We start from the raw sequence: 26,473 nt of genomic DNA, 5'->3' as shown, positions 1-26,473 counted from the left end.
TGCGCAGCACCCGAAAGACGCGGTCACGCCGCGCCCTTCGATGACAGGGTCATTCACCCTGCCGCGGAGCATCCAGCTCAAAGGCCGTGTGCAATGCGCGCACAGCCAACTCCAGGTATTTCTCTTCGATGACCACGGAAACCTTGATTTCCGATGTGGAGATCATCTGGATATTGATGCTCTCCTTGGCCAGCGCTTCGAACATGCGACTGGCAACGCCTGCATGCGAGCGCATGCCGACGCCGACGATGGACACCTTGGCGATCTTGGTATCGCCGGACACTTCACGTGCACTGATTTCACGCGCAGTGGCCTCAAGAACCTGCAAGGCCGCCTGATAGTCGTTGCGATGGATCGTGAAGGTGAAATCGGTGGTGTTATCGTGCGAGACGTTCTGCACGATCATGTCCACTTCGATATTGGCCGCGCTGATCGGGCCAAGAATCTTGAACGCTACACCGGGGGTGTCTGGCACACCACGGATGGTCAGCTTGGCTTCATCGCGGTTGAAGGCGATGCCGGAAATGATCGGCTGTTCCATGGATTCCTCTTCATCGATTGTAATAAGGGTGCCCGGCCCCTCTTTGAAGCTGTGCAGAACGCGCAGCGGGACATTGTATTTGCCGGCGAATTCGACCGCACGGATCTGCAGCACCTTGGAACCGAGGCTGGCCATTTCCAGCATCTCTTCAAAGGTGATCTTGTCGAGGCGCTGGGCCTGCGACACGACGCGCGGATCAGTGGTGTATACGCCATCGACGTCGGTGTAGATCTGGCACTCGTCCGCTTTCAGCGCCGCCGCCAGGGCAACACCGGTCGTGTCAGAGCCACCACGCCCGAGGGTCGTGATGTTGCCGTGTTCGTCGACACCCTGGAAACCGGCGACCACCACCACGCGACCCGCTTTCAGGTCGGAGCGGATCTTCTGGTCGTCGATCTGCAGGATGCGCGCCTTGTTGTGCGCGCTGTCGGTGAGAATACGCACCTGATTGCCGGTGTAGGACACCGCAGGAACGCCACGCTTCATCAAGGCCATCGCCAGCAGCGCGATGGTCACCTGCTCGCCCGTGGAGACAATGACATCCAGCTCACGGGGAACCGGCTGATCACTGATTTGCCTGGCCAGTTCGATCAGACGATTGGTTTCGCCGCTCATGGCCGACAGCACGACCACCAGGTCGTCACCCGCCTCACGGAATTTCTTGACCTTGTCGGCCACCTGCTCGATGCGCTCTACAGAGCCCACGGAGGTGCCGCCAAATTTCTGTACGATTAAAGCCATCTCAAAGCCGCCTCAAATCCCGTTAAGAGTACCCATTAACATTCGAGCCCAGTACGGCCTGCCGGTGTGCGGCAGGCCCGCTGACCCGACTCAGATACCCTGCTCTACAAAAGGAACGGCCAGTGCCAGCGCTGAATCCAGCGCACCGGCATCGACACCACCGCCTTGAGCCATATCAGGACGGCCACCACCTTTACCACCTACGGCGGCGGCTGCCTGCTTCATCAAATCACCGGCTTTGAGTTGGCCAGTCAGGTCCTTGGTCACGCCTGCGACCAAGACAACCTTTTCCTCATGAACACTGCCGAGCAGGATCACTGCGCGGCCGAGCTTGTTCTTCAACTGATCGACAAGCGCCAACAGCGCCTTGCCATCCTGACCATCCAGGCGCGTGGCCAGAACCTTGACACCTTTGACATCCAGCGCCGCTGACGACAGGTCGTCACCGGCGGCACTGGCTGCCTTGGCTTGCAGTTGTTCCAGTTGTTTCTCCAGCAGACGGTTGCGTTCAATCACCGCCGTCAGCTTGTCCAGCAGGTTGTCGCGATTGCCTTTGACCAGCGTCGCGGCTTCCTTGAGTTGATCTTCGGCCGAATTCAGCCAGGCCAGGGCCGCAGCGCCGGTGACTGCCTCGATACGGCGCACCCCTGCAGCGACACCGCCTTCACTGACGATCTTGAACAGCGAAATGTCACCGGTACGCCTGGCGTGGATACCACCGCACAGCTCGACCGAGAACTCGCCGCCCATGCTCAGTACGCGAACGCTGTCGCCGTACTTCTCGCCGAACAGCGCCATGGCGCCCTTCTTCTTCGCCGTGTCGATATCAGTCTCTTCGGTCATCACCTCGGTGTTCTTGCGAATCTCGGCGTTGACGATATCTTCCAGCGCGCGCAGTTGCTCGGCCTTGATCGCTTCGAAGTGACTGAAGTCGAAGCGCAGACGCTGACTGTCGACCAGCGAGCCTTTCTGTTGCACGTGCTCACCCAGCACCTGACGCAATGCGGCGTGCAGCAAGTGGGTGGCCGAGTGATTCAATGCGGTCGCATTGCGAACCTCATCGGAGACCTGCGTTTCAACCTGCGTGCCCACGCTGAGACTGCCGGAAGCAACGACACCATGGTGCAGGAAGGCACCGCCGGTCTTGGTGGTATCACTGACGTCAAAGCGCGCATCACCGGCCTGCAGGAAACCGCTGTCACCGATCTGACCGCCCGATTCGGCGTAAAACGGGGTGATGTCGAGAATCACCACGCCCTCTTCGCCTTCGTTCAGATGCGAGACCGACTGGCCTTCCTTATAGAGGGCCACGACGCTGGCGCTGCCAGTGGTCGCAGAGTAACCCGTGAACTGCGTGGCCACATCGACCTTGACCAGGCTGTTGTAATCCATGCCGAACGAGCTGGCCGAACGGGCGCGCACGCGCTGGGCGTCCATTTCACGCTCGAAGCCGGCTTCGTCCAGGGTCAGGTTGCGCTCGCGAGCGATGTCGCCGGTCAGGTCCATCGGGAAACCGTAGGTGTCATACAGCTTGAACACCACTTCGCCCGGAACCACGGTGCCTTTGAGGTCGGCCAGATCCTGTTCGAGAATTTTCAGACCTTGCTCGAGGGTCTTGGCGAACTGCTCTTCTTCGCCTTTCAGCACGCGTTCGATGTGCGACTGCTGTTGCACCAGCTCAGGGAATGCAGACCCCATTTCGGCAACCAGCGCGGCAACGATCTGATAGAAGAAGCTGCCCTTGGCACCCAGCTTGTTGCCGTGACGGCAGGCGCGACGAATGATGCGGCGCAGCACATAACCACGCCCTTCGTTGGACGGCAGCACGCCGTCGGCGATCAGGAAGCCGCACGAGCGGATGTGGTCAGCCACGACTTTCAGCGAAGCCTGGTTGTCATTGCTGCAACCAATGGCCTTGGCCGATGCAGCCAGCAGGCTCTGGAACAGGTCGATTTCATAGTTGGAATGCACGTGCTGCAGAACCGCACTGACGCGCTCCAGGCCCATGCCGGTATCGACCGACGGCGCTGGCAGCGGGTGCAGCACGCCATCTGCAGTGCGATTGAACTGCATGAATACGTTGTTCCAGATTTCGATGTAACGGTCGCCGTCTTCTTCCGGCGAGCCTGGCGGGCCGCCCCAGATTTCCGGGCCGTGATCGAAGAAAATCTCGCTGCAGGGACCGCACGGGCCGGTATCGCCCATGGTCCAGAAGTTATCGGAGGCGTACGGTGCGCCTTTGTTGTCGCCAATACGGACCATGCGCTCGGCTGGCACGCCGATCTCTTTGGTCCAGATGTCGTAGGCTTCGTCGTCAGTGGCGTACACCGTGACCCAGAGCTTTTCCTTGGGCAGGTTGAGCCACTTTTCGGAGGTCAGGAAGGTCCAGGCGTAGGTAATGGCATCACGCTTGAAATAGTCACCGAAGCTGAAGTTGCCCAGCATTTCAAAAAAAGTGTGGTGACGAGCGGTATAGCCGACGTTTTCCAGGTCATTGTGCTTGCCACCGGCACGCACGCATTTCTGACTGGTAACGGCGCGGGTGTAAGCGCGCTTTTCCTGGCCCAGGAAGCAATCCTTGAACTGGTTCATGCCTGCGTTGGTGAACAGCAGGGTTGGGTCATTGCCCGGAATCAAGGAGCTTGAAGCGACACGGGTGTGGCCTTGCTCTTCGAAGAAGCCAAGGAAGGCTTCACGGATTTCTGCGCTTTTCATAGGTTCTTCCACGGAGACTGCGGCCAGAGGCAAGTGCAAAACGTCAAATGACGTAGCGACGGCAAAGGGCCGCATTATATAGGCGTTGCGCCCTCGGTACAGTGTGTTTGTGCGATAGAAACAAGTAACTGGATTATCGGCATGTCATGGGTGTTCAAAGGCTGCGAATGCGGCGATGACCTGTTCGACCTGAGCGCGCGACACGTTCAGGTGGGTCACCATGCGCAGCCGCGACGCGGCCGTGAGTACGATACCCCGCTCGGCGCAGAACGCCTTGAACGATGCCGCGCGCTCACCGATCTGCACATAGACCATATTGGTCTGTACCGGCTCGACAGAGTAGCCGAGCCCGCTCAGGCCTTCAGCCAGAAACGCCGCGTTGGCATGGTCGTCCGCCAACCGCTCGACCTGATGATCCAGCGCGTAGAGCCCCGCCGCAGCCAGCCCTCCGGCCTGACGCATGCCACCGCCAAGCATTTTGCGCAACCGGCGGGCCTTGGCGATCAACGGATGTGAGCCGCACAGCACCGAGCCGATCGGCGCGCCCAGCCCCTTGGAGAGGCAGACCGAAACCGAATCGAAGTGCCGGGTGATCTCGCGGACATCGACACCCAGCCTGACCGAGGCGTTGTACAGCCGTGCGCCGTCCAGATGGAGGGCGAGCCCTTTTTTCAGGGTCAGGGTACGCGCGGCGGCCAGGTAGTCCAACGGCAGCACCTTGCCCTGCATGGTGTTTTCCAGGGCAAGCAGGCGCGTGCGGGCGAAGTGAAAGTCATCGGGCTTGATGGTATCGAGCACCTGCTGCAGGTCCAGAGAGCCGTCGGCCTGTAATTCCAGCGGCTGCGGCTGAATCGAGCCCAGCACTGCCGCACCGCCACCTTCGTACTTATAGGTGTGGGCCTGCTGACCGACGATGTACTCATCGCCACGCTCACAGTGCGCCATCAGTGCCAGCAGATTACTCATGGTGCCCGACGGCACGAACAGCGCGGCATCGAACCCGAGGCGTCCGGCAAGCGTCGCTTCGAGCAGATTGACGGTAGGGTCCTCGCCGTAGACATCATCGCCAACGGGCGCACGTGCCATGGCATCAAGCATGCCGGCCGTGGGCAGAGTCACTGTGTCGCTGCGCAGATCGATGACAGTCACGAAAAAGCTCCCTGAAGTTGGAGACCGATAATGCATGCAACCTTTGGCTTGCAACAAGGCATTACTGAGGCCGCGGTACATGATAATCAAGCGCTGCGGCTCTCGATACTCCGACCCCTTATAAGAAAAAGGCAGGTACACCGTACGAAAGTGTCCATGCATGATCCAGCGAACTATGATAAAAATCTCGCGCCGGACACGTAAAGTGACGGCAACGTTCTCAGGGCGGGGTGCAACTCCCCACCGGCGGTAATGGCGTGCAATGCGTCTAGCCCGCGAGCGCTTGGGGGTCGTGGCGTTGGCCGCGATCTGCAAGGTCAGCAGACCCGGTGTGATTCCGGGGCCGACGGTCATAGTCCGGATGAAGAGAGAGCGGGATTGGCGTCAACAAGAACGTCTGCAAAACCTATCCATGAACGACATCGTTCAGGAGGCTTTCCTACGCGACTTGAATCCCTTTCGATCCAAATGCCCTGTTTTTTCCATAAACAGGAGTCAGAACACGTGCAACCAACTGCAATCGACAGCAAAAGCAAAAGCCACGCAAACGAGCGTGTCGCGTTCATCCAGGCCTGCTGGCACAAGGATATCGTCGACCAGAGCCGTAAAGGCTTTATCGCCGAGATGGCCAATCAGGGCTATGCCGAGAGCGACATCGATATCTTTGAAGTGGGCGGCGCCTTTGAAATCCCGCTGCATGCAAAACTGCTGGCCAATACCGGCCGCTACGCTGGCATCGTCGGCGCTGCACTGGTAGTGGACGGAGGCATCTATCGTCACGAATTCGTTGCGCAGTCAGTGGTCAGCGCGCTGATGCAGGTCCAGCTGGAAACCGAAGTACCGGTGTTCTCCGTGGTCCTGACACCGCATCACTTCCATGCAGGCGAAGAGCATCAGAAGTTCTTCTTCGATCACTTCGTGCACAAGGGCGAAGAAGCAGCCAAAACCTGCGCTGATACCCTGAACAAGGTACGCAGCCTGCGCCGTCTGGATGCACAACAGAAAGCGGCCTGCTGAGACGCAGCATCGGTAGGTGTTCTCCCGGACACCTATCGTTCCTCACGCTCCAGCGTGGGAATGCCGTTCTGGACGCTCTGCGTCCGGTCTTGAGAGTGCCGAGCGATCAGCCTAGGCTATCTGCATCAGTCGGTACGATCAGAATCCCCGCCCGCAGGCCGTTTTTGACCTTGGGGTTGGGGAAGATGATCCTCGCACCCTCTTCTTCCACTACCCAGCGTGAACCACCCGCATCTTCGGCCAGCACGTAGCCTTTCTCCAGAGGGGAGAAGTTCTCGACCTCATCGGCCAGGTTGAACGTGAACGCATCGGTGCGCTTGATGACTTCCCGCGCCACGCTGAACAGTTGCAACCCTTCAAGATCGTCATCCAGCTCGGGCTCGGTACCTTCGATGAGCTGCTCAAGACACAAGCGCAGCGGTCCAAGATTGACCTGCTGGTTCTGCCCGAACGGGCGTGCCTTGCCCAGTTCCAGGGTAAATGCCTCGGCCCCCAATTGATCGTAGGTATAGGCGCTGAACACAATGGACGGCTTGTTCTGCAACAACACCGCACGCATGCCCGCAGCCCGCAGACGGGCCAGTTCGAGCCGCGAATGCTGACGTCCGTCCTTCCACGGATACAGTGCGAACTGCTCGATCGTCGAGCCTCGAATGGCGGTGTGCAGATCGTAGTGCAGCCGGTAACGCTCCGGCAGGCTGAAAAAGCTGGCAGCCAGTCGTTCCAGCTCGCAGGCCCGCAAGGCCTCGACGCCGCCACTTTGCAGATGACGGCCGTTGAACAGCCGATTGACATCCTGCTCGACAAAACGCGTCCCGCGTCGCATGGCGTCGGGATTGCCGAACAGGAACAGAATACGTGCGCGCGGTTTCAGGTCGCCGCGCGCGATGCTGCGGATCAGTTCATCCAGCAGCTCGATGGGGGCAGTCTCGTTGCCATGAATACCGGCAGACAGCAGCAGGTCAGTGCCATTGTCACGACCCTCTGGCGGGCGGACTTCCAGTGCGCCCTCGCCCATCCAGCGCATGCGCACGCCTTCGACGGTCAGTTGAGTCTTTTCCGCCGGCTCGCGTCCAGCCAGGGTCAGTTCAAGCAGTTTGCCGAGGGCGAGCATGGCGCGCTTCCTTAGTGGTTGCAGTCAGGACCGTGAACGTGACCGTCTTCCTCGACACCCATGTCGGCCGGCTCCATTTCCAGTTGCAGGCTGACCAGGTTGGTCGCCAGCGGGCGCAGCAGCAGGTTGGCGTATTCGGCGTCGTCTTCTTCGACGTCGACGCCGATCAGCAACTGGCCACGGCCATCCTGCTGAATCCACAATTCCTTGCCCTGCCAGATAACGGCAACGCGGGTGCAGGAAGTTTCCAGCTGGGTGCCATCAGTGTCTTCAAGGATCAGTTGCAGGGCGTCGCTCATATAGGAATGCTCTCTATAAAGTGGATAGTGCGCCGGACAGTTGCCCGACGCGCAGGATGCTTCAATTCAGTTGAAACGGATAAACCGCGCCCAGTTTAAGGATTTGCGTCAGTTCATCCAATGCCGTGCGGCATTCGTTGAGCAATCGGGGGTCGGCCAGATCGCTTTCACTCATGCGATCGCGGTAGTGCCTGTCGACCCACTGCGTCAACGTTTCGTACAACGGCGCCGTCATGATCACCCCCGGGTTCACCGCAGCCAGCTCGGTCTCGTTGAGCGCCACACGCAAACGCAGGCAGGCCGGACCGCCGCCGTTCTGCATGCTTTGTTTGAGGTCGAACACCTTGACCTCGGCAACCGGGCTGTCATCGGCGATCAGTCGTTGCAGGTAAGCCCAGACGCTGGCATTGGCCTGGCATTCCTGTGGCACGATCAGCAGCATCGAGCCATCGGGACGCGACAACAGCTGGCTATTGAACAGGTAGGAGCGCACTGCATCCTGAACCGAGACCTCGGCACGCGGTACGCAAATAGCCCGCAACTGCCCGCCGACACGACTGAGTTTATCGCGCAGCTCGTCGAGCATCGGTTCGGTATGGAGGAACGCGTCCTGGTGATAGAACAGCACCTCACCGTTGCCGACCGCAATCACATCGTTATGGAACACACCCTGATCAATGACCGCCGGGTTCTGCTGACTATAAACCACGCCGTCCTCGCTCAGACCGTGCAACCGCGCAACCGCGCGCGACGCCTCCAGGGTCTGACGGGCCGGATACTTCTGCGGTGCCGGATAGCGCGTGTCGAACGCACTGCGGCCAAACACGAAAAACTCCACACCGGCCTCGCCGTAATCACGACAGAAACGAGTGTGATTGGCAGCACCTTCGTCGCCAAACTGCGCGACAGCCGGTAACGCAGGGTGATGAGCGAAATGCGTTGCATCGGCGAACATGGCGCCGAGCACGCGCGTGGTGGTCGGGTGCTCGATGCTGCGGTGGTATTTGCAGTTGAGATTGGCCGCCGTGAAATGCACGCGCCCATCGGCAGTGTCGGCACTGGGGCTGACTGTGGCGGCGTTGGCCACCCACATGCTGGACGCCGAGCAGCTGGCAACCAGCAGCGGCATGTCCTGACGGGCCGCTTTTTCAATCACCTGCTCGTCGCTGCCGGTGAAGCCCAGGCGGCGCAGGCCGGACACATCAGGACGTTCCTGCGGTGCCAGCACGCCCTGGGTAAAACCCAGGTCCATCAGCGCTTTCATTTTCGCCAGGCCTTGCAGCGCCGCCTCACGCGGGTTCGCGCATTGCTGGCTGTTACTTTGCGAGGCAACGTTACCGTAGGACAACCCGCCGTAGTTGTGGGTTGGCCCGACCAGACCGTCAAAATTCACTTCACAGGACTTCATCGGCAAGGCTCCGTGGATCTGTTTTTATAAGCAATCGTGCGCACTGTCAGCTCAGCCTGATACCGGGGGGCAGTGTCGCAGGCAGCGTCAGGCTGCCCGCCTCCAGCGAAGCCACCGGATAGGCGCAGTAATCGGCCGCGTAATAGGCGCTGGCGCGGTGGTTGCCCGAGGCGCCTACCCCGCCGAAGGGTGCGCTGCTGGCGGCTCCGGTCAGCTGCTTGTTCCAGTTGACGATACCGGCACGGCTGTACAGCCAGAACTGCTGATAACGCGCTTCGGAGTCCGAGAGCAGGCCTGCCGCCAAACCGTAACGGGTGGCGTTGGCTTCGGCGATGGCGGCGTCAAAACCAGCGTAACGGATGACCTGCAGCAGCGGGCCGAACAGCTCTTCGTCGGGACGGTCGGGCACCGCGCTGACGTCGATAATGCCCGGTGTCAGCAACGCCGAACCGGGCTGCGGCTGGCGCATTTCCAGCAGGGTCAGCGCGCCGTTGGCGAGCAGATTGCGCTGCGCGTCGAGCAAGGCACGTGCAGCCTCCAGCGAAATCACCGAACCCATGAACGGCGCAGGCTGTTGATCGAACGCCCCGGCCTGGATAGTTGCGCTGACGCCAACCAGTCGCGCCAGCAAGGCATCACCCCAGTCGCCTTCGGGCACCAGCAGGCGACGCGCACAGGTGCAGCGCTGGCCTGCGGAAATGAAGGCGGACTGAATGATGGTGTACACCGCTGCATCGATGTCCTGAACCTGATCGACGATCAATGGGTTGTTACCGCCCATTTCCAGCGCAAGGATCTTGTCCGGTCGGCCGGCGAACTGCTGGTGCAGCGCATTGCCGGTCCGGCTCGACCCGGTGAAGAACAGGCCGTCGATACCCGGATTGGCTGCCAGCGCGGTACCGGTTTCGCGACCGCCCTGCAGCAGGTTCAGGACCCCGGCAGGCAGCCCGGCTTCTATCCAGCACTTGACGGTCAGCTCAGCGACTTTCGGTGTCATTTCACTAGGTTTGAACAGCACCACGTTGCCCGCCAGCAAGGCCGGGACGATATGGCCGTTGGGCAAATGTCCCGGAAAGTTGTACGGGCCGAATACGGCGACCACGCCATGCGGCTTGTGGCGCAATACCGCAGTGGCATCGCCCAGTGGCCCGCTCTTTTCGCCGGTTCGTTCGCGATAGCTCTGCACCGAGATGGCAATCTTGTTGACCATGCTGGTCACTTCGGTCGCCGATTCCCACAACGGTTTGCCGGTCTCTTCACCGATGCAGTGCGCCAGCGCGTCGGCGTGATGCTTGAGACGTGCAGCGAAAGCCTCCAGTACCGCGATGCGCTGATCCAGGGGCATCAGCGCCCAGGCGGGAAATGCCTGACGCGCCGCCTGCACCGCCTGTTCGACCTGCGCGACACTCGCCCCACGCCCGGACCACAATACCTGCTGGGTCACCGGGTTCAGCGAATTGACCACCTCACCCTGCCCGTCCTGCCAGGCACCTGCGATGTAAAGGCTGTTCATCAAGCGCCCTCCCGTGCCGCAGACAAAGGCACCGCACGCACGTTGTCGCCAGCACTCATGCGCAGACGCTTGGCGGTTTGCGGAGCGACGACCAGCGTGCCGGCGGCAAAACGTGCAGCGCCTACCGTCACGCGGCAGTCTTCACGCTTGCGGTTGTAGATCAGGAACTGTGGAGCATCGTCACCTGGCGTGCCGATGGCCAGCACAAGCGCCTGGCTGTCCTTGATTGCGCGAATCTTGCCGGTCTCGCACTCGATGGCCGGGCCGGCATCGAAGATGTCGACATAACCCTGATACGAGAAGCCCTCGCTCTTGAGCATGGTCAGCGCAGGTTCGGTGTCGGCATGCACCCGACCGATCACGCTGCGTGCGTCTTCGGAAAGAAAGCAGCTGTACAACGGAAACTTGGGCATCAGTTCGGCGATGAATGCCTTGTTGCCCACGCCGGTCAGGTAATCGGCCTGGCTGAATTCCATCTTGAAGAAATGCCGCCCCAGGCTTTCCCAGAACGGCGAACGGCCCTGCTCATCGGACATGCCGCGCATTTCGGCAATGATCTTGTTGCCGAACAGCGTGGGGAATTCAGCGATGAACAGCATGCGCGCCTTGGACAGCAGCCGGCCGTTGAGGCCAGTGCGCGAATCGCTGTGCAGGAACAGCGAGCACAGCTCGGAATTGCCGGTCAGGTCGTTGGCCAGGAACAGGGTCGGAATTTCCCGGTAGATATTCAGCTCCTGCGAAGCACTGACGGTCAGGCCGACCCGGTAGTTGTACCAAGGCTCGCGCAGACCGACCGCTCCGGCGATGGCGGAAATGCCCACCACCCGGCCGTCGTCATCTTCCAGCACGAACAGGTAATCGGCATCGCCGCGCTCGGCTTCTCCGCGAAAGGTCTTTTCAGCCCAGCCTACCCGGTGCGCCAGACGCTGCTCATTGGCGGGCAGGGTCGTCAGACCGGCGCCGGTGCTGCGCGCCAGCTCGATCAACGCGGGCAGGTCGCTGCTGCGTACAGGACGAACGATCATGTTATCTCCTCAGCGGCTCATCGAGAGCCTTGAAACTCGCTAATCGGCTATCGAACGTCCGGTTCAGACCGCGACGATCCGCACACTGGCACCTTCACCAACACCCAGGGCATCGGCAGCCTGGAGGCTCAGCACCACCGGCCTGCCGGGCGCCCAGTCCAGTTCCAGGAGCACCGCGCGGTAGTCCTGCAACAGGCCATTGGCGATCAGATACAGACGCCCGCCCTTGCCGACATCGCTGCTTTGCCCGGGCTCGACCTTGACCGGAACCAGACGGCTCTGGGCAATCGAACGAATCCCGGACACCCGCGCATGCAGCGTCGGTCCACCGTCGAAAATGTCGATGTAGTGATCGGTTTCAAAGCCTTCGCGCATCAGGATGTCGAAGGTGATCTGCGCGCGCGGATGCACCTGCCCCATGGCTTCCTGCGCAGCGTCCGGCAGCAGTGGCACGTAGATCGGGTAATGCGGCATCAGCTCGGCGAGGAAGGTCCGGCTTTTCAGCCCGCACAGGCGCTCGGCAGCGGCGTAATTGATATCGAAGAAGTTGCGCCCGATGGCATCCCAGAACGGTGAGTCGCCCTGCTCATCGCTGTAACCGACGATCTCGGTCACCACCGAATCGGCAAAGCGCTCGGGGTGGCTGGCGACAAACAGCAGGCGGCCGCGCGAATTGAGCTCCGACCAGGCCGTGCCGACCAGCTCCGGGACCACGTAAAAACTGGTCAACAGGCTGTTGCCGGTCAGGTCATGACACTGGGACAGCACGTGAATCTTGTTATGGATCTTCAGTTCGCGGGAAGCATGCACGAAGGTTTCGTTGCGAAAACTGTAGAACGGCTCGGAGTAGCCCGCCGAGGCCACGATCCCCGAACAGCCCACCAGCTTGCCGCTTTCGCTGTCTTCGAGCACGAAGAAGTAGGTTTCTTCACCGTTGAAGCTGACCTCGGCAGCAAAGGACGCCTCCGACGAGCCGATCTTGTCGGTCAGGCGGCCAGCATCGTCGGGCAAGGACGTGACACCGATAGGGCTGTCGGCAGCGAGGCGTTGAACCTCGGCCAAGTCAGCCATTTGCGCAGGGCGCATTACCAGCATGGTGCCACTCCTTGTAGATCGACCGGCCTTTACGACCGGCGCTAGTAAAAGCACCACGCGGCGTCAGGCCGCGTGGCGCAGGAAACAGGTGCGGCGCCCGCCATCAGGCGAACACCGCAAGGCTGCAATCGAGTCAGGATGTCAGTTTGGCGATGGCGCGCTCGAAGCGGTTCAGGCCCTCTTCGATGTCTGCGTCTTCAATCACCAGGCTTGGCGCGAAACGAATCACGTCGGGGCCGGCCTGCAAAATCATCAGGTCCTGAGCCTCGGCCGCATTGAAGATGTCCTTGGCCTTGCCTTTCCAGGCATCGGACAACACGCAACCGATCAACAGGCCCAGGCCGCGCACTTCAGTGAACACGCCGTATTGCTGGCCGATGCTTTCCAGGCGGGTCTTGAACTGTTGATGCTTGCGCTGCACACCCGCCAGCACTTCGGGCGTATTGACGACATCGATTACCGCTTCACCGACCGCACAGGCCAGCGGGTTGCCGCCATAGGTGGTGCCGTGGACGCCGACTGCAAAGTGCTTGGCGAGCTTTTCAGTGGTGAGCATGGCCGCCAGCGGGAAACCGCCGCCGATGCTCTTGGCGCTGGAAAGGATGTCCGGTGTCACGCCGTAGTGCATGTAGGCAAACAGATGACCGCTACGGCCCATGCCGCTCTGCACTTCATCGAACACCAGCAGGGCGTTGTGCTCGTCACACAGCTTGCGCGCACCTTGCAGGTATTCCAGTTGACCCGGCAGCACGCCGCCCTCGCCCTGGATCGGTTCCAGCACCACGGCACAGGTCTTGTCGGTAACCGCGGCCTTCAGTGCGTCGAGGTCGTTGTACGGCACATGGCTGATGCCGGTGATCTTCGGCCCGAAACCATCGGAGTACTTCGGCTGCCCACCCACGCTGACGGTGAACAGGGTGCGGCCATGAAAGCTGTTCAGCGCAGCGATGATTTCGTACTTTTCCGGGCCGTACTGGTCATGCGCCACACGACGCGCCAGCTTGAAGGCGGCTTCGTTGGCTTCAGCACCGGAGTTACAGAAGAACACGCGCTCGGCGAACGTCGCATCCACCAGTTTTTTAGCCAGACGCAGGGTCGGCTCGTTGGTGAACACGTTGGACACATGCCAGAGGTTATTGGCCTGCTCGGTCAAGGCACCGACCAGCGCCGGGTGGCAGTGGCCCAATACGTTGACGGCGATACCGCCCGAGAAATCCACCAGTTCGCGTCCCGCCTGATCCCAGACCCGGGAGCCCGCACCGCGCACGGGGATGAACCCGGCCGGGGCGTAATTGGGGACCATTACCTGGTCGAAATCGGCGCGTTGCACCGCAGCATGCTCAACGGACATCGGAGTCTCCTGATGAGGAACGCCTGCCTGAAACTGGCGAGCGATGGAAAGATTGTAAGGACTGAATTGTGTTCGGCCTTGCCGCCAAGCGACAACTTGTTACAGCGCAAAACCGGGTTTTTTCAAGGTTTTCGGCAATGCGACAATTTGCGTCACAAAGGCGCAGTTTAAACGGATTGAGGCCGGCCTGTCTGGACCTGAGCTGTCGCGGCAGTACTTCTATCGCGACAAGGCAATCAACCGCGTTCGGCAGGCACAGGAGAAAGTTCGAACGGGCTGCTGCTGCGTCGCTGATTGCGGTCTTCACGCGGCGTGGCGCCGAAGAAATTGCGGTAGGCGCTGGAGAAGTGCGGCCCCGAGGAAAAACCGCACGAAAGGCCGATCTGAATGATCGACTTGCTGGTCTGCATCAGCATCTGGCGCGCCTTGTTCAAGCGCAGTTCCAGGTAGTACTGGCTCGGTACACGGTTGAGGTACTGCTTGAAAATCCGTTCCAGCTGACGACGAGACACGCACACGTGCTGGGCGATTTCGTCGGTGGTCAACGGTTCTTCGATGTTGGCTTCCATCAACAGCACAGCCTGGGTCAGCTTGGGATGGCTGGAGCCCAGACGGTTCTGCAGCGGAATGCGCTGACGTTCGCCACCTTCGCGAATGCGCTCGACCACCAGCTCTTCGGATACCGCCCCGGCCAGCTCGGCGCCATGATCGCGAGACAGCACCGCCAGCAGCAGGTCGAGCACCGACATGCCACCACAGGCGGTCAGGCGATCCCGGTCCCAATCGAACAAATGGCTGGTGGCGATGACCTTGGGGAAGCGCTCGGCAAAGTCGTCCTGCCAGCGCCAGTGCACGGCAGCACGGTAGCCATCCAGCAGGCCCAGTTGCGCAAGTGGATAGACGCCTGCCGACAGCCCGCCAATCGAACATCCGGCACGCACCAGCTGCTTGAGCGCACTGCCCAGCGCCGAGGCCACGCCTGTCGGAGGCTCGTCAGCCAGCAAAAACAGCTTCTGAAAGCCTTCCAGCCGCCCGGCCCAAGGTTCACCCGGCAACTGCCATGCACCGGCAACCGCCGCTGGCTCCGCAGCCTCGGCCTGCAGGAACGACAGTTCATAAACCACTTCAGGGTGAACGCGCTGCGCAACGCGCAAGGCTTCCTCGGCCAGTGCCAGGGTCAGGGCTCTGGTACCAGGCCAGACGAGGAAACCTATTCGATGGGCAGTCATTGGGAGATCCGATACGTATTGCCGCAAAAGCCGAGCCTTGGAAGATAGCTCGATCTGGAACATCCAGGTCGTGTCGCGCGTCGCGCAGCATGCCCTGTTCTGCCATAAAAAGGCATCGTCATGCGTTGCCGATCGTCACTTCAGGCTGCCGGACAGGAATTGCTGCAAGCGCTCGGTCTGCGGATTGGCCAGCACCTCGCGCGGATCGCCACGTTCCAGAACGACGCCCTGGTGCAGGAAAACCAGTTGGTTGGAGACCTCACGGGCGAAACCCATTTCGTGCGTCACCACCACCATGGTGCGGCCTTCCTGAGCCAGCCCCTGCATCACCTTGAGCACATCACCGACCAGTTCGGGGTCCAGCGCCGAGGTCGGCTCATCGAACAGCATCACCTCAGGCTCCATCGCCAGTGCGCGGGCAATCGCCACACGCTGCTGCTCACCGCCGGACATGTGCCCCGGGTAAGCGTCCTTGCGATGAGACACACCGACCTTGGCCAGATAGTGTTCGGCCTTTTCCAGCGCCTCCTTTTTCGAAACGCCCAGCACATGGACCGGCGCTTCGATGATGTTCTGCAGTGCCGTCATGTGCGACCACAGGTTGAAGTGCTGAAACACCATCGACAGGCGTGAACGCATACGCTGCAGCTGTTTGGCATCGGCAGCCTTGAGGCCACCTTCCTTGTTCGGCACCAGCTTCAACTCTTCGTTATTGAGCAGGATCTTGCCGGCATGGGGCTGTTCGAGCAGGTTGATGCAGCGCAGAAAGGTGCTTTTGCCCGAGCCGCTGGAGCCGATGATGCTGATGACATCGCCGGCCCTGGCGGTCAGGGACACGCCCTTGATCACTTCGTGACTGCCATAGCGCTTGTGCAGATCCTGCACTTCCAGTTTGTTCATGCTTTGGGTTTCCACAGAACGGTCAATCACTGAGCAGACGTCCGTGACGGAGCGCCGTGCGCCCTGCCACCTTGGCCAGCCAGAAACCGGGTTGAGCGTAACGAAGCCGCTCGATGGCGAACAACACCCCGGCAGTATTCGCAAAAATGGTACTGACCTGATCGGACAGCGGGTCGATCACTTCGAACAGCGGATCGCCCACCTCGACCCTGTCGCCTGCGGCGCGCAGGAATGTCACCACGCCAGGGTGCGGCGCATAGAGCAATTCGGTGCCTTCGAACGGCAAGCCCTCGCAGGCTTCGTGCGCCGGCTGCGGCCAGTCGCCACTGATGAAGCCCTGTTCGGCCAGGAACGCCAGGATACCTTCGGCGTGCACAAGTGCCTGCGGCTTGCCGGTGTCAGCCTGACCACCCAGTTCAAGGGTGGTCGCCAGGCAGGCCAGCGGGATCTGCGCCTGCGGGAAAATCCGCGAAAGGCGCAACCACGGCAGCGAACAAGCCTCATCGAAGGAGCTGCCACCCGAATCCTCGGCGAGCAGCGCCACCTGGATATTCAGATGCGCCGACAGCGAACGCCATTGCGGCCAGTGCTGCGGCAAGGCGTACATGTGCAGCGCGGCATCGGCATCACAATGCAGGTCGAGCACCACATCAGCGACGCAGGCATGACTCAGCAAGATGCGTTGCATGCCTTGCAATTCGCTCTGCGGCGCGGGCAGACCTTCAAGCACAGCGCTCATCGCCTGGCGAATCAGCCGGGTGTTGGCGCGCGGGTCATCGCCCAGCTGACCTTCCAGCAACTCGGCGACCGGCTCGCTCAGCTCGGTGAAGTCACGGTTGAAATTCTTGCCACTGCCGAACTCGAAACGACCCTGATGCGCGCCTTGCAGTAACTGCCCGAGGCCCAGCGGATTGGCCACCGGCACCAGTTCGACGACACCTTTGAGGAGGCCTTGCTGCTCCAGCTCGGCCAGGCGTTTTTTCAGCTCCCATGCCGTGCGCATGCCAGGCAGTTCGTCTGCATGCAGGCTGGCCTGAATGTAGGCCTTGCGTTCGCCGGTGCCGAAGCGAAAGACACTCAGCGTGCGTTCGGTGCCGAGGGTGCTCCACGGCAACACATGATCGGTTCTTTGCATTTCAGACCTTCCGTGGGGCGAGATAGCCCAGCCAGCGACGTTCGGCGATCTTGAACAGCCGCACCAGAATGAATGTCAGGCACAGATAGAAAACGCCTGCGGTGATGTAAGCCTCGAAAGGCAGGTAGAACTGCGCGTTGACCGTACGGGCCGCGCCCGTGATGTCGATCAGGGTCACGATGGACGCCAGACTGGTGGTCTGCAGCATCATGATGACCTCGTTGCTGTACTGCGGCAGTGCCCGGCGCAACGCCGACGGCAGCAGAATGCGTCGGTACATCTTGGCTTTCGACATGCCCATGGCCCGTGCTGCCTCGATTTCACCGGCCGGTGTGGCCTTGAGGCTGCCGGCGATGATCTCCGCCGTATAGGCGCTGGTATTGATGGTGAACGCCAGGCAGGCACAGAAGGTGGCGCTGGACAGCCAGGGCCACAAAAAGCTTTCGCGCACCGCATCGAACTGGGCCAGCCCGTAGTAGATCAGGAACAGCTGCACCAGCATTGGCGTGCCGCGAATCACGTAGGTGTACAGCCAGGCAGGCATGTTCACCCAAGGGTTTTTCGATACCCGCATCAGGCCCAGCGGCAATGCCGCCAGCAGCCCGAACGCGAGCGAAATCGCCAGCAGCTTCAGGGTGGTCAGCAGACCGCCGAAGTACAGCGGCAGGCTGTCCCAGATCACGTTGTAGTCAAAGATCATAGGTCAGCCGCCCTGACGCCTACCGAGTAGCGTTTTTCGAGGTAACGCAAGGCGAGCAGCGAGACGCTGGTGATCACCAGGTACATCGCCGCAACCGCCAGAAAGAAGGTGAAAGGCTCGCGGGTGGCATCGGCCGCCTGCTTGGCCTTGAACATCATGTCCTGCAGACCGACCACAGAGATCAGCGCAGTGGCCTTGGTCAGCACCAGCCAGTTGTTGGTGAAACCGGGAATCGCCAGACGAATCATCTGCGGCACCAGAATGCGGAAGAACACCTTGCCGCTGTTCAGGCCATACGCCATGCCCGCTTCGGCCTGGCCCTTGGGGATGGCCATGAACGCGCCGCGAAAGGTTTCCGAGAGATACGCGCCGAAGATGAAGCCCAGCGTGAAGATGCCGGCCATCAACGGATCAAGGTCGATGTAGTCGTCAAACCCCAGCAAAGGGGCGACGCGGTTGAGCAGGTCCTGGCCGCCGTAGAAGATCAGCAGAATCAGGACCAGATCGGGAATGCCACGAATCACCGTGCTGTACAGGTCGCCCAGCCAGGCGATCCAGCGTACCGGCGACAGCCTCAGCGCCACGCCGATCAGACCGAGAACGATCGCCAGAGCCATCGACGACAGGGCCAGCTGCAACGTCAGCCAGGCACCTTCGAGGATGACAGCTCCGTAACCTTTCAACATCATGTGCGGTCCTCAAGCGTGGAATAAAAATGGCGCAATCCAGGCAATTCTGTTTGCGCCATTGGTCAGGATAAGGACGACGACTTATTTGCCGTAGATATCGAAATCGAAATACTTGTCCTGGATAGCCTTGTACTTGCCGTTGGCGCGGATCGCGGCGATGGCGGCGTTGAGACGGTCAAGGTTGGCCTTGTCGCCCTTGCGCACGGCAATGCCGATGCCGTCACCGAAGTATTTCGCATCGAAGAACGACGGGCCTACAAACGCATAGCCTTTGCCAGCGTCGGTTTTCAGGAAGCCGTCCTGCAACAGCGTGGCGTCGGCGATAGTACCGTCCAGACGGCCGGCACTGATGTCCAGGTAGATTTCGTTCTGCGAACCGTACGGGGTCACTTCGACACCCTGCGGGGCCAGCACTTCACGGGCGAAACGCTCGTGGATCGTGCCACGCTGCACGCCGATCTTCTTGCCCTTGAGTTCAGCCAGACTGTCGCTGACCTTGGTGCCGTCCTTCATGACCAGACGTGCCGGAGAATTGTAATACTTGCCGGTGAAATCCACGGACTTCTTGCGGTCGTCGGTGATGGACATCGACGACAGGATCGCATCGATCTTGCGCACTTTCAGCGCCGGGATAAGACCGTCGAATTCCTGCTCGACCCAGGTGCACTTGACCTTCATTTCTTCACACAGCGCATTGCCGATGTCGTAGTCAAAGCCGACGATGCTGCCATCCGGCGCCTTGGACGCGAACGGTGGGTAAGCCGCTTCGATACCGATTTTCAGTGGTTTTTCATCAGCAAAGATCGGCTGGGCGAGCACGGACAACGCCATCGCGCCAATAAGCATGAGCTTTTTCATTTCCAGGGACTCCATCGGTAAAGCACGACAAATGGCAAAGTGAGCAAGCGCCCAATGTGCGAAAGGACAATCTCGGGGAAAAGCGACGCCGGGTGCGTGACCGCGCTGGCGGCTCACAGCCCTTCGGCGAATGAGGGGCATTTTAACGACAGGCTCGAAGTCGATATTTCTTCAATGCGACAACTAGTTACAGAAGCGCCTGAAAACCCACTACACGGTATTGACGGGGCCTGTTTCTGCTGATCCAGCAGCACAGACTCAACCTGTCATAACAGCAAAAAGCGCGCCCATTATTGGCAAACCCTTTTAATCCGGCAAGCCCAGCGTGTCACATGGCGATTTAAAAGCCCTGCTGCGTCGCGCTTTCCTACGCGTAAAGCCCAGGTATGTCCTACAACGAAGCACCGCTCGACAACACCGGGTAAACCGGTAACAACCCGATATATATCCCGCTTCCAGTATCTGACCCTGGAAACGAAGGCGCCCCGTTCGGCTCTCACCGAACGGGGCGCTTCAGTCACAGGATCGCTCAGGCAGCGTTCATGCTCTTGTGCGTGTCGATCAGATGCTGCACCACGCCCGGGTCGGCCAGGGTGGAGATATCACCCAGCGCATCGTACTCGGCAGTCGCAATCTTGCGCAGGATACGGCGCATGATCTTGCCCGAACGGGTCTTCGGCAGGCCGGGAGCCCACTGAATGAAGTCAGGCGAGGCAATCGGGCCGATTTCCTTGCGCACCCAGTTGCGCAATTCGGTGCGCAGTGCGTCGCTCGGTTCTTCACCGCCGTTGAGGGTCACATAGACGTAAATGCCCTGCCCCTTCAGGTCATGCGGCACACCGACCACAGCCGCCTCGGCTACTTTCGGATGCGCAACCATCGCGCTTTCGATCTCTGCCGTGCCCATGCGGTGGCCGGAAACGTTGAGCACGTCGTCCACACGCCCGGTGATCCAGAAGTAACCGTCCTCGTCACGACGGGCACCGTCACCGGTGAAGTACATGCCCCGGAACGTCTTGAAGTAGGTGTCGACAAAACGGTCGTGATCGCCATACAGCGAGCGCGACTGGCCCGGCCACGAATCGAGGATCACCAGATTGCCCTCGGCAGCGCCCTCGATGAGGTTGCCCAGGTTGTCCACAAGCGCCGGGATCACGCCAAAGAACGGACGTGTCGCCGAGCCCGGCTTCAAAGCAGTGGCGCCTGGCAGCGGGCTGATCAGGATGCCGCCGGTTTCGGTCTGCCACCAGGTATCGACAATCGGGCAGTTCTGCTTGCCGACCGTGTTGTAGTACCAGGCCCAGGCTTCCGGGTTGATCGGCTCACCCACCGAACCCAACAGACGCAGGCTGGAACCGTCGGCGCCTTCAACGGACTTGGTGCCTTCAGCCATCATGGCGCGAATCGCGGTCGGCGCGGTGTAGAGAATATTGACCTTGTGCTTGTCGATGATCTTCGACACACGGGTGATGTCCGGGTAGTTAGGCACACCTTCGAACAACAGCGTGGTCGCACCATTGGCCAGAGGGCCGTAGACGATGTAACTGTGCCCGGTGACCCAGCCGACGTCGGCGGTGCACCAGTAGATTTCGCCTGGCTTGTAGTCGAACACGCGCTCGTGAGTCAGCGCGGCATACAGCAGATAACCGGCGGTGGTGTGCAACACGCCCTTGGGTTTGCCGGTCGAGCCCGAGGTGTAGAGAATGAACAGCGACTCTTCGGCACCCATCTCTTTCGGCGCGCAGGTGCTGGACGCCACTTCCAGAAGCGAGTGGTACCAGATATCACGGTGCCGGTTCCATTCGATCTCGCCCCCGGTGCGCTTGCAGACAATGACCTTCTGCACGCTGCTGGTTTCCGGGTTGGTCAGGGCACGGTCGACGTTGGCCTTGAGCGCAGTCTTTTTGCCGCCGCGCAGACCTTCGTCAGCGGTGATGACCACCTTGGAACTGCAATCGATGATCCGCCCGGCCAGCGCTTCGGGCGAGAAACCGCCGAACACCACCGAGTGGATCGCACCGATCCGCGCGCACGCCAGCATGGCGACCACAGCCTCTGGGATCATCGGCATGTAGATCGTCACGACGTCGCCACGGTGCACGTCCTGGCCACGCAGGGCGTTGGCGAACTTGCAGACTTCGGCATGCAGTTCGCGGTAGGTGATTTCCCGGTGCTCGGAAGGGTCATCGCCCTCCCAGATGATGGCGATGCTGTCGCCGCGTTCTTCCAGATGGCGATCCAGGCAGTTGTAGGCAACGTTCAGCGTGCCGTCGGCGAACCATTTGATATCGACGCGGTGATCATCGAACGAGGTCTGCTTGACCACGGTGAAAGGTTTGATCCAGTCGAGGCGCTGAGCCTGTTCACGCCAGAAACCATCAGGGTTGACCACCGACTGCTGGTACATGGCCTTGTAGGTCGCTTCATCCGTCAGCGTAGTCGCTGCGACTTCTGGGCGGACGGGGTACAGGGAAGCTGCACTCATCTTGGTTACCTCGGTGGATAGTTGTTGTTTTATGCCCCTGTTGTATCCCGCCCCACCCGCAGGGGCCATTCGACGTTGGTCTTACCGGCGGGGCCGGACCATGACGACAAGCCACAGGCTTGATGCGGCGCTTCAGATTATTACCATTTTGATAAAAGCGCTTATCCGAAGTCTTTATATATGCGCTGTCGCAACAGGCATAGAATTCGATCCGCCAACAAGGCAGACATCAACTGCCCCCACGCAGTGTTGTTCCAACTCGAAAAACGTATCAGACCGCCTTAGCACATGACGTCAAAAACGTGATGCGACGGCGCTCACTTTGAAAAAGGTAAACGACAATGAAAGCTTTACTAGTGGCACTGGCCCTGTGCGGTATCAGCAGTTTCGCCATGGCCGAAGAATCGCAGACCAAAGTGGCTGCCCAACAGGCGCGGGTCGAGCAATATACCTACGGCACTCATCTGGATATCGCCCGGGTTATCTCCATCAGCCAGATCCCCAACGTCTGCGAAGTGGTCCCGGCGCGCATGGTGTATGAGGACTCGCAAGGCGCACGTCACACCCTGGGCTATCAGGTGATGGGCAACGGCTGCAGCAACGGTTGAGGCTTGTCGCTGCAACAGCCTGTGCACGACGCCTCGCCGCTCTATGCCGCTATATAAGGTGCGAGGCGCATGCACGAAGTTGATTACCGGGCGATCAATGAGCGCGTTATTTATCGACTGAATGCGGATCTGATTCGCGACCCAATTCATAATCACGCAACTTGTTGGCAATCGTTGTATGAGACACGCCCAGGCGTTTGCCCAATTGGCGACTGCTGGGATATTGCGCATACAGCTGTTCCAGTACCGACTTTTCAAAGCGCCCGACAATGGCGCCCAGCCCGCCCTCCAGCGACACCTCGCTCAACCCCTGTCGCACGCCGTAATCCGGCAAACGAATATGTTCGGCCTGCACCTTGCCGCCGTCACACAGCGATACGGCCTGAAACAATACGTTTTCCAGTTGCCGCACATTGCCGGGCCAGTGGTACTGACTCAAACGCTTGATGGCCGCAGGTGATATGCCCGGCAGCGCACAGCCGATCTGGCGGCTGGCCTGATCGAGAAAATGCTCCACCAGAGGCTCAAGACCATCCAGACAGTCGCGCAGTGGCGGTATATGCAGCGATAGCACGTTAAGGCGATGGTAAAGGTCCTGCCTGAATAGGCCCTTGGCGCACAGCTCCGAAAGATCGACCTGGGTCGAACACATCACCCGCACATCGAGAAACATGTCCTCGTCGCTGCCGACCCGGCGAAAGCTGCCATCCTGAATGAAGCACAGCAGTTTGGCCTGCATGCGGGCGCTCAGTTCACCCACGCCATCGAGAAACAGCGTGCCGCCCGCGGTCAGTTCCAACAACCCCAGCCGCCCTTCCGCGCGCGCGCCCTCGAACGCGCCAGGGTCATAACCGAACAGCTCGATCTCGGCCATGGACTCCGACAACCCGGCGCAGTTGAGCGCCATCAGCGGCGACTGGCCGCGCGGGCTGGCCAGGTGACAGGCGCGGGCCAGCAATTCCTTGCCGGTGCCGGTTTCACCCTCGATCAGCAGCGGCGCATCGAGGGGCGCCATGCGCCGCGCCTCGCGAACCACCGCGGCCATGACCTTCGAGCTCTGAAAAATACTGTCGAAGCCGCGCAGCTCCTGCTTGCGCACATGGTAGATGCGCTCGCCGACCCGATCAGCACGGTGCAGCGTCAGCACGGCCCCGGCCATGGCCTCGCTGTCGTCATGTTCCGATTGCAGGGGCGCGATGTCGGCAAGAAACACATCGCCGCATACCTTGACCCGCAGGCCATTGATCCGCGACTGGCTGGCACGCACCAGCTCAGGCAGGTCGAAATCCTCGGCGTAGCGCGACAAGGGCATGCCCGGCACTTCATCGACCCGCACACCCAGCAACTGCGCGGCGGCACGATTGGCCGCAACGATGGCCCCACCCATGTCGATCGACAACACCGGGAATTCCAGCGCGCCGAGCAAGGCATTGAGCTCCATGTGCCGGCGTTCGCTGGGCATCAGCCCGACCCGCTTGACGCCGAACACTCCGGTGATCGCCTCGAACTTCGGGCGCAGGGCCTGGAACTGCAGATTGATGAGGTTCGGGCAGTGCAGATAGATCGCGTCACCGTGCTCGCCGCCAACTTCACCGCGTGCCACGTTGACGCCGTAAGCCACCAGCAGATCGAGAATATCGCGAAGAATGCCGATGCGGTTCTGGCAGTGCACCTTGATGCGCATGAGTCATTGTCCCTGTGAAGGTATGTTTTTTATGAAACGGCAAAATTAATGTCAACAATACGTTACGCATTTACGCTTCGCGAGGGGCAGGATGACTGAATCAAGGCCTCATCCATCGCAATCGTAAACTTTTCGTTACGAGCGGATGATCAAATCCGCACGCGACCCAGCTCACAGCCACTGACGCGCCCTCGAAACCGGGTTATTCCTGAACACAGGCTTTTACAAGAACATTTTAAAAACAGCAGCCTTTCGAGGACATCAGCATGGCCCAGACGCTTTACGTGGCACGCGAGCCGGACGCTTCGGGTTTCATCGACTACACGGCGGACGAACATGCGGTATGGAACACCCTGATCACCCGGCAGATGAAGATCATCGAAGGGCGTGCCTGTCAGGAATATCTGGACGGCATCGAGCAACTGGGCCTGCCGCTCGATCGCATTCCTCAGTTAGGCGAAATCAACAAGGTTCTGGGCGCGACCACGGGCTGGCAGGTCGAGCGGGTGCCCGCGCTGATCCCCTTCCAGACGTTTTTCGAACTGCTGGCCAGCAAGCGTTTTCCGGTAGCGACGTTCATTCGTACCGCAGAAGAACTGGATTACCTGCAAGAGCCGGACATCTTTCATGAAATATTCGGCCACTGCCCGCTGCTGACCAATCCGTGGTTTGCCGAATTTACCCACACCTACGGCAAACTTGGCCTGAGCGCGAGCAAGGAACAACGCGTGTACCTGGCCCGGCTGTACTGGATGACCATCGAGTTCGGCCTGGTCGACACACCGCAAGGGCGGAAAATCTACGGCGGCGGTATTCTCTCTTCGCCGAAAGAAGCCTTGTATAGCTTGTCCTCAGCCCCTGAACACCACCCTTTCGATGCACTTGAAGCGATGCGTACACCGTATCGCATCGATATTCTGCAACCGCTGTACTTTGTCCTGCCGGATCTGAAGCGCCTGTTCGACCTGGCGCAGCAAGACATCATGGCGCTGGTCGGGCAAGGCATGCAGTTGGGCTTGCACGCCCCCAAATTTCCGCCTAAAACCAAAAGCCACGCCGCCTGACACTCGGCCAGTTCTCCGAAAAGGACACTCTGCTTATGACCACCTTGAATCAAGCTCACTGTGAAGCCTGCCGTGCCGACGCGCCGCAGGTCAGCGAAGCCGAATTGCCGGAACTGCTCAAGCAGATCCCGGACTGGAACATCGAGGTCCGCGACGCGGTGATGCAGCTGGAAAAAGTGTTTCTGTTCAAGAATTTCAAATGGGCGCTGGCGTTCACCAACGCAGTAGGCGAAATTGCCGAAGCGGAAGGCCATCACCCGGGCCTGCTGACCGAGTGGGGCAAGGTGACCGTGACCTGGTGGAGCCACTCGATCAAGGGCCTGCACCGCAACGACTTCATCATGGCCGCGCGCACGGACGAAGTGGCCAAAGGCGCAGAAGGCCGAAAATAAAATGATTGGCGGGTGGTGGACCTGCTCATGCGGTCCGGCCCAATGAAATCAAGCTGCTCAGCGCTTGGAGAGGTGAGAAGCCGGACAGTAAAAAAGCCATTTTGTTTCACGAGCAGGGCAATCGGGGTAAAAAAATATCCTGATTGTCATTTTCAGTGGGTTATCCTGCGCAGGCTTTTTTAAAGCACGGTTCTATCTGCAACCCCTTGCGAGGAGCGACGACGATGCATGAAATCCCTAACTTCCCACCAGGCCAACAGGAACCACAACAGTCGACTCTGGCTCAGCAAGAGCTTGGTCAACCTGTCGCAATGAAAGCAGCACCCTCGGCTCAAGACAGCCAGAAAGCCGGAAGCAAAGACTGAAGGCGATTGTTTTCAGGCGTATCGAAAAACGGTTTTGCCGGTTTTCAATACGCCTGGAAAACCAGCAACAGGCAAACAGCAGATTTTTATGAGCGACTTCACTGAAACACAAGCCAGCGCCCTGATTGGCACCGCAGAGAAAATGATCGAGATCTGGTCACGCCTCAGCCCGGAAAAACAGAGCGCCCTGCTCGCCCGTTTCGGTACTCAGGAAAACGCCCTGGCCGCACTTGTGACCACACACCTTGTGGCACCCAGGGACGAATAGCCCTCCATTCAGGTTTATTTCAATCTGTTGCACCTGCATCACCCGATGCATCGGTATGATGAGCACTTCGAGAGCTTGCTAAGGGTTTTTCCCTGCCCGCTCGAACGCCATGCCCGCACAGAACGAAA

General features: G+C 60.1%; 23 protein-coding genes and 1 riboswitch. Of the genes, 5 read left to right on the top strand and 18 right to left on the bottom strand.

Features of this window, described 5'->3' with window-relative positions; all coding sequences use genetic code 11:
* Positions 1–49: 49 nt before the first annotated feature.
* The 3 genes from BLR20_RS12995 to ltaE all read right to left on the bottom strand — a co-directional run bounded on the left by BLR20_RS12995 (position 50) and on the right by ltaE (position 5,146).
* A complete protein-coding gene (locus tag BLR20_RS12995) occupies positions 50–1,282 on the bottom strand; it encodes an aspartate kinase (RefSeq protein ID WP_003369901.1) in 1,233 nt (410 codons plus the stop codon).
* A gap of 90 nt (positions 1,283–1,372) precedes the next feature.
* Positions 1,373–3,997, bottom strand: a complete 2,625-nt coding sequence (gene alaS, locus BLR20_RS12990; RefSeq protein ID WP_054994337.1) for an alanine--tRNA ligase — start codon at positions 3,995–3,997, stop codon at positions 1,373–1,375.
* A gap of 144 nt (positions 3,998–4,141) precedes the next feature.
* A complete protein-coding gene (ltaE, locus tag BLR20_RS12985; protein ID WP_054994336.1) occupies positions 4,142–5,146 on the bottom strand; it encodes a low-specificity L-threonine aldolase in 1,005 nt (334 codons plus the stop codon).
* Between the two features lie 212 nt (positions 5,147–5,358).
* Positions 5,359–5,524: riboswitch (FMN riboswitch) on the top strand.
* A gap of 126 nt (positions 5,525–5,650) precedes the next feature.
* Between ltaE and BLR20_RS12980 the strand changes: the two genes are divergently transcribed.
* On the top strand, positions 5,651–6,163 hold the full coding sequence (locus tag BLR20_RS12980; RefSeq protein ID WP_003369893.1) for a 6,7-dimethyl-8-ribityllumazine synthase: 513 nt from the start codon (positions 5,651–5,653) through the stop codon (positions 6,161–6,163).
* Between the two features lie 106 nt (positions 6,164–6,269).
* Here the strand turns inward: BLR20_RS12980 and astE are convergent, their stop codons facing one another.
* The 14 genes from astE to acs all read right to left on the bottom strand — a co-directional run bounded on the left by astE (position 6,270) and on the right by acs (position 21,964).
* On the bottom strand, positions 6,270–7,277 hold the full coding sequence (gene astE / locus BLR20_RS12975) for a succinylglutamate desuccinylase (protein ID WP_054994335.1): 1,008 nt from the start codon (positions 7,275–7,277) through the stop codon (positions 6,270–6,272).
* A gap of 11 nt (positions 7,278–7,288) precedes the next feature.
* Positions 7,289–7,576 carry a hypothetical protein gene (locus BLR20_RS12970; RefSeq protein ID WP_003314741.1) on the bottom strand — a complete coding sequence of 96 codons (288 nt, stop codon included), beginning with the start codon at positions 7,574–7,576 and terminating at the stop codon, positions 7,289–7,291.
* A gap of 61 nt (positions 7,577–7,637) precedes the next feature.
* Positions 7,638–8,984: an N-succinylarginine dihydrolase gene (gene astB / locus BLR20_RS12965; RefSeq protein ID WP_054994334.1), complete on the bottom strand. Its 1,347-nt coding sequence runs from the start codon at positions 8,982–8,984 to the stop codon at positions 7,638–7,640.
* A gap of 46 nt (positions 8,985–9,030) precedes the next feature.
* The gene (gene astD, locus BLR20_RS12960) at positions 9,031–10,500 is read right to left on the bottom strand and encodes a succinylglutamate-semialdehyde dehydrogenase (RefSeq protein WP_162091535.1); all 1,470 of its coding nucleotides are present in this window, start codon (positions 10,498–10,500) and stop codon (positions 9,031–9,033) included.
* On the bottom strand, positions 10,497–11,522 hold the full coding sequence (gene astA / locus BLR20_RS12955; RefSeq protein ID WP_010437511.1) for an arginine N-succinyltransferase: 1,026 nt from the start codon (positions 11,520–11,522) through the stop codon (positions 10,497–10,499). The genes astD and astA overlap by 4 nt, the downstream gene beginning before the upstream one ends.
* Positions 11,523–11,585: 63 nt before the next feature.
* Positions 11,586–12,617: an arginine/ornithine succinyltransferase subunit alpha gene (gene aruF, locus BLR20_RS12950; RefSeq protein WP_024639111.1), complete on the bottom strand. Its 1,032-nt coding sequence runs from the start codon at positions 12,615–12,617 to the stop codon at positions 11,586–11,588.
* Between the two features lie 133 nt (positions 12,618–12,750).
* The gene (locus BLR20_RS12945; RefSeq protein ID WP_010437509.1) at positions 12,751–13,968 is read right to left on the bottom strand and encodes an aspartate aminotransferase family protein; all 1,218 of its coding nucleotides are present in this window, start codon (positions 13,966–13,968) and stop codon (positions 12,751–12,753) included.
* A gap of 236 nt (positions 13,969–14,204) precedes the next feature.
* Complete coding sequence (argR, locus tag BLR20_RS12935) at positions 14,205–15,197, bottom strand: transcriptional regulator ArgR (RefSeq protein WP_054994333.1); 993 nt, start codon at positions 15,195–15,197, stop codon at positions 14,205–14,207.
* Positions 15,198–15,332: 135 nt separating this feature from the next.
* Positions 15,333–16,097 carry an ABC transporter ATP-binding protein gene (locus BLR20_RS12930; RefSeq protein ID WP_010437507.1) on the bottom strand — a complete coding sequence of 255 codons (765 nt, stop codon included), beginning with the start codon at positions 16,095–16,097 and terminating at the stop codon, positions 15,333–15,335.
* Positions 16,098–16,119: 22 nt separating this feature from the next.
* Positions 16,120–17,232, bottom strand: coding sequence for a succinylglutamate desuccinylase/aspartoacylase family protein (locus BLR20_RS12925; RefSeq protein WP_054994332.1), 1,113 nt, complete (start codon positions 17,230–17,232; stop codon positions 16,120–16,122).
* Between the two features lies 1 nt (position 17,233).
* Complete coding sequence (locus BLR20_RS12920) at positions 17,234–17,932, bottom strand: ABC transporter permease (RefSeq protein ID WP_010437505.1); 699 nt, start codon at positions 17,930–17,932, stop codon at positions 17,234–17,236.
* Entirely contained in the window at positions 17,929–18,618 is a 690-nt protein-coding gene (locus BLR20_RS12915) for an ABC transporter permease (protein ID WP_054994345.1), read from the bottom strand. Before BLR20_RS12915 ends, BLR20_RS12920 begins: the two co-directional genes overlap by 4 nt.
* 84 nt (positions 18,619–18,702) lie before the next feature.
* Positions 18,703–19,479, bottom strand: coding sequence for an ABC transporter substrate-binding protein (locus BLR20_RS12910; protein ID WP_010437503.1), 777 nt, complete (start codon positions 19,477–19,479; stop codon positions 18,703–18,705).
* A 529-nt stretch (positions 19,480–20,008) separates the two neighbouring features.
* Positions 20,009–21,964 (bottom strand): acetate--CoA ligase, encoded by a 1,956-nt coding sequence (gene acs / locus BLR20_RS12905; RefSeq protein WP_010437502.1) that lies wholly within the window; start codon positions 21,962–21,964, stop codon positions 20,009–20,011.
* 341 nt (positions 21,965–22,305) lie between these two features.
* Here acs and BLR20_RS12900 point away from each other — a divergent pair, with 341 nt between their 5' ends.
* Positions 22,306–22,572, top strand: coding sequence for a DUF2790 domain-containing protein (locus BLR20_RS12900; RefSeq protein WP_054994331.1), 267 nt, complete (start codon positions 22,306–22,308; stop codon positions 22,570–22,572).
* A gap of 106 nt (positions 22,573–22,678) precedes the next feature.
* Here the strand turns inward: BLR20_RS12900 and BLR20_RS12895 are convergent, their stop codons facing one another.
* Complete coding sequence (locus tag BLR20_RS12895) at positions 22,679–24,256, bottom strand: sigma-54-dependent transcriptional regulator (RefSeq protein WP_054994330.1); 1,578 nt, start codon at positions 24,254–24,256, stop codon at positions 22,679–22,681.
* 266 nt (positions 24,257–24,522) lie between these two features.
* Here BLR20_RS12895 and phhA point away from each other — a divergent pair, with 266 nt between their 5' ends.
* The 3 genes from phhA (at position 24,523) to BLR20_RS12880 (ending at position 26,345) form a co-directional block, all read left to right on the top strand.
* Complete coding sequence (gene phhA, locus BLR20_RS12890; RefSeq protein ID WP_010437499.1) at positions 24,523–25,320, top strand: phenylalanine 4-monooxygenase; 798 nt, start codon at positions 24,523–24,525, stop codon at positions 25,318–25,320.
* A 35-nt stretch (positions 25,321–25,355) separates the two neighbouring features.
* Complete coding sequence (locus BLR20_RS12885) at positions 25,356–25,712, top strand: 4a-hydroxytetrahydrobiopterin dehydratase (protein WP_003342603.1); 357 nt, start codon at positions 25,356–25,358, stop codon at positions 25,710–25,712.
* A gap of 453 nt (positions 25,713–26,165) precedes the next feature.
* Positions 26,166–26,345 carry a hypothetical protein gene (locus tag BLR20_RS12880; RefSeq protein ID WP_054994329.1) on the top strand — a complete coding sequence of 60 codons (180 nt, stop codon included), beginning with the start codon at positions 26,166–26,168 and terminating at the stop codon, positions 26,343–26,345.
* Positions 26,346–26,473 lie beyond the last annotated feature (128 nt).

Source organism: Pseudomonas congelans, from assembly GCF_900103225.1.
GTDB classification, from domain to species: Bacteria; Pseudomonadota; Gammaproteobacteria; order Pseudomonadales; family Pseudomonadaceae; genus Aquipseudomonas; species Aquipseudomonas congelans.
This window is presented reverse-complemented; position numbering and strand designations above follow the sequence as displayed.

What these genes read in the sequence shown, in the direction of transcription:
- BLR20_RS12995 (WP_003369901.1), bottom strand. Translation starts at nt 1,282, where the DNA reads ATGGCTTTAATCGTACAGAAATTTGGCGGCACCTCCGTGGGCTCTGTA.
- alaS (WP_054994337.1), bottom strand. Translation starts at nt 3,997, where the DNA reads ATGAAAAGCGCAGAAATCCGTGAAGCCTTCCTTGGCTTCTTCGAAGAG.
- astE (WP_054994335.1), bottom strand. Translation starts at nt 7,277, where the DNA reads ATGCTCGCCCTCGGCAAACTGCTTGAACTGACCCTGGCTGGACGCGAG.
- BLR20_RS12970 (WP_003314741.1), bottom strand. Translation starts at nt 7,576, where the DNA reads ATGAGCGACGCCCTGCAACTGATCCTTGAAGACACTGATGGCACCCAG.
- astB (WP_054994334.1), bottom strand. Translation starts at nt 8,984, where the DNA reads ATGAAGTCCTGTGAAGTGAATTTTGACGGTCTGGTCGGGCCAACCCAC.
- astA (WP_010437511.1), bottom strand. Translation starts at nt 11,522, where the DNA reads ATGATCGTTCGTCCTGTACGCAGCAGCGACCTGCCCGCGTTGATCGAG.
- aruF (WP_024639111.1), bottom strand. Translation starts at nt 12,617, where the DNA reads ATGCTGGTAATGCGCCCTGCGCAAATGGCTGACTTGGCCGAGGTTCAA.
- BLR20_RS12945 (WP_010437509.1), bottom strand. Translation starts at nt 13,968, where the DNA reads ATGTCCGTTGAGCATGCTGCGGTGCAACGCGCCGATTTCGACCAGGTA.
- argR (WP_054994333.1), bottom strand. Translation starts at nt 15,197, where the DNA reads ATGACTGCCCATCGAATAGGTTTCCTCGTCTGGCCTGGTACCAGAGCC.
- BLR20_RS12930 (WP_010437507.1), bottom strand. Translation starts at nt 16,097, where the DNA reads ATGAACAAACTGGAAGTGCAGGATCTGCACAAGCGCTATGGCAGTCAC.
- BLR20_RS12925 (WP_054994332.1), bottom strand. Translation starts at nt 17,232, where the DNA reads ATGCAAAGAACCGATCATGTGTTGCCGTGGAGCACCCTCGGCACCGAA.
- BLR20_RS12920 (WP_010437505.1), bottom strand. Translation starts at nt 17,932, where the DNA reads ATGATCTTTGACTACAACGTGATCTGGGACAGCCTGCCGCTGTACTTC.
- BLR20_RS12915 (WP_054994345.1), bottom strand. Translation starts at nt 18,618, where the DNA reads ATGTTGAAAGGTTACGGAGCTGTCATCCTCGAAGGTGCCTGGCTGACG.
- BLR20_RS12910 (WP_010437503.1), bottom strand. Translation starts at nt 19,479, where the DNA reads ATGAAAAAGCTCATGCTTATTGGCGCGATGGCGTTGTCCGTGCTCGCC.
- acs (WP_010437502.1), bottom strand. Translation starts at nt 21,964, where the DNA reads ATGAGTGCAGCTTCCCTGTACCCCGTCCGCCCAGAAGTCGCAGCGACT.
- BLR20_RS12900 (WP_054994331.1), top strand. Translation starts at nt 22,306, where the DNA reads ATGAAAGCTTTACTAGTGGCACTGGCCCTGTGCGGTATCAGCAGTTTC.
- BLR20_RS12895 (WP_054994330.1), bottom strand. Translation starts at nt 24,256, where the DNA reads ATGCGCATCAAGGTGCACTGCCAGAACCGCATCGGCATTCTTCGCGAT.
- phhA (WP_010437499.1), top strand. Translation starts at nt 24,523, where the DNA reads ATGGCCCAGACGCTTTACGTGGCACGCGAGCCGGACGCTTCGGGTTTC.
- BLR20_RS12885 (WP_003342603.1), top strand. Translation starts at nt 25,356, where the DNA reads ATGACCACCTTGAATCAAGCTCACTGTGAAGCCTGCCGTGCCGACGCG.
- BLR20_RS12880 (WP_054994329.1), top strand. Translation starts at nt 26,166, where the DNA reads ATGAGCGACTTCACTGAAACACAAGCCAGCGCCCTGATTGGCACCGCA.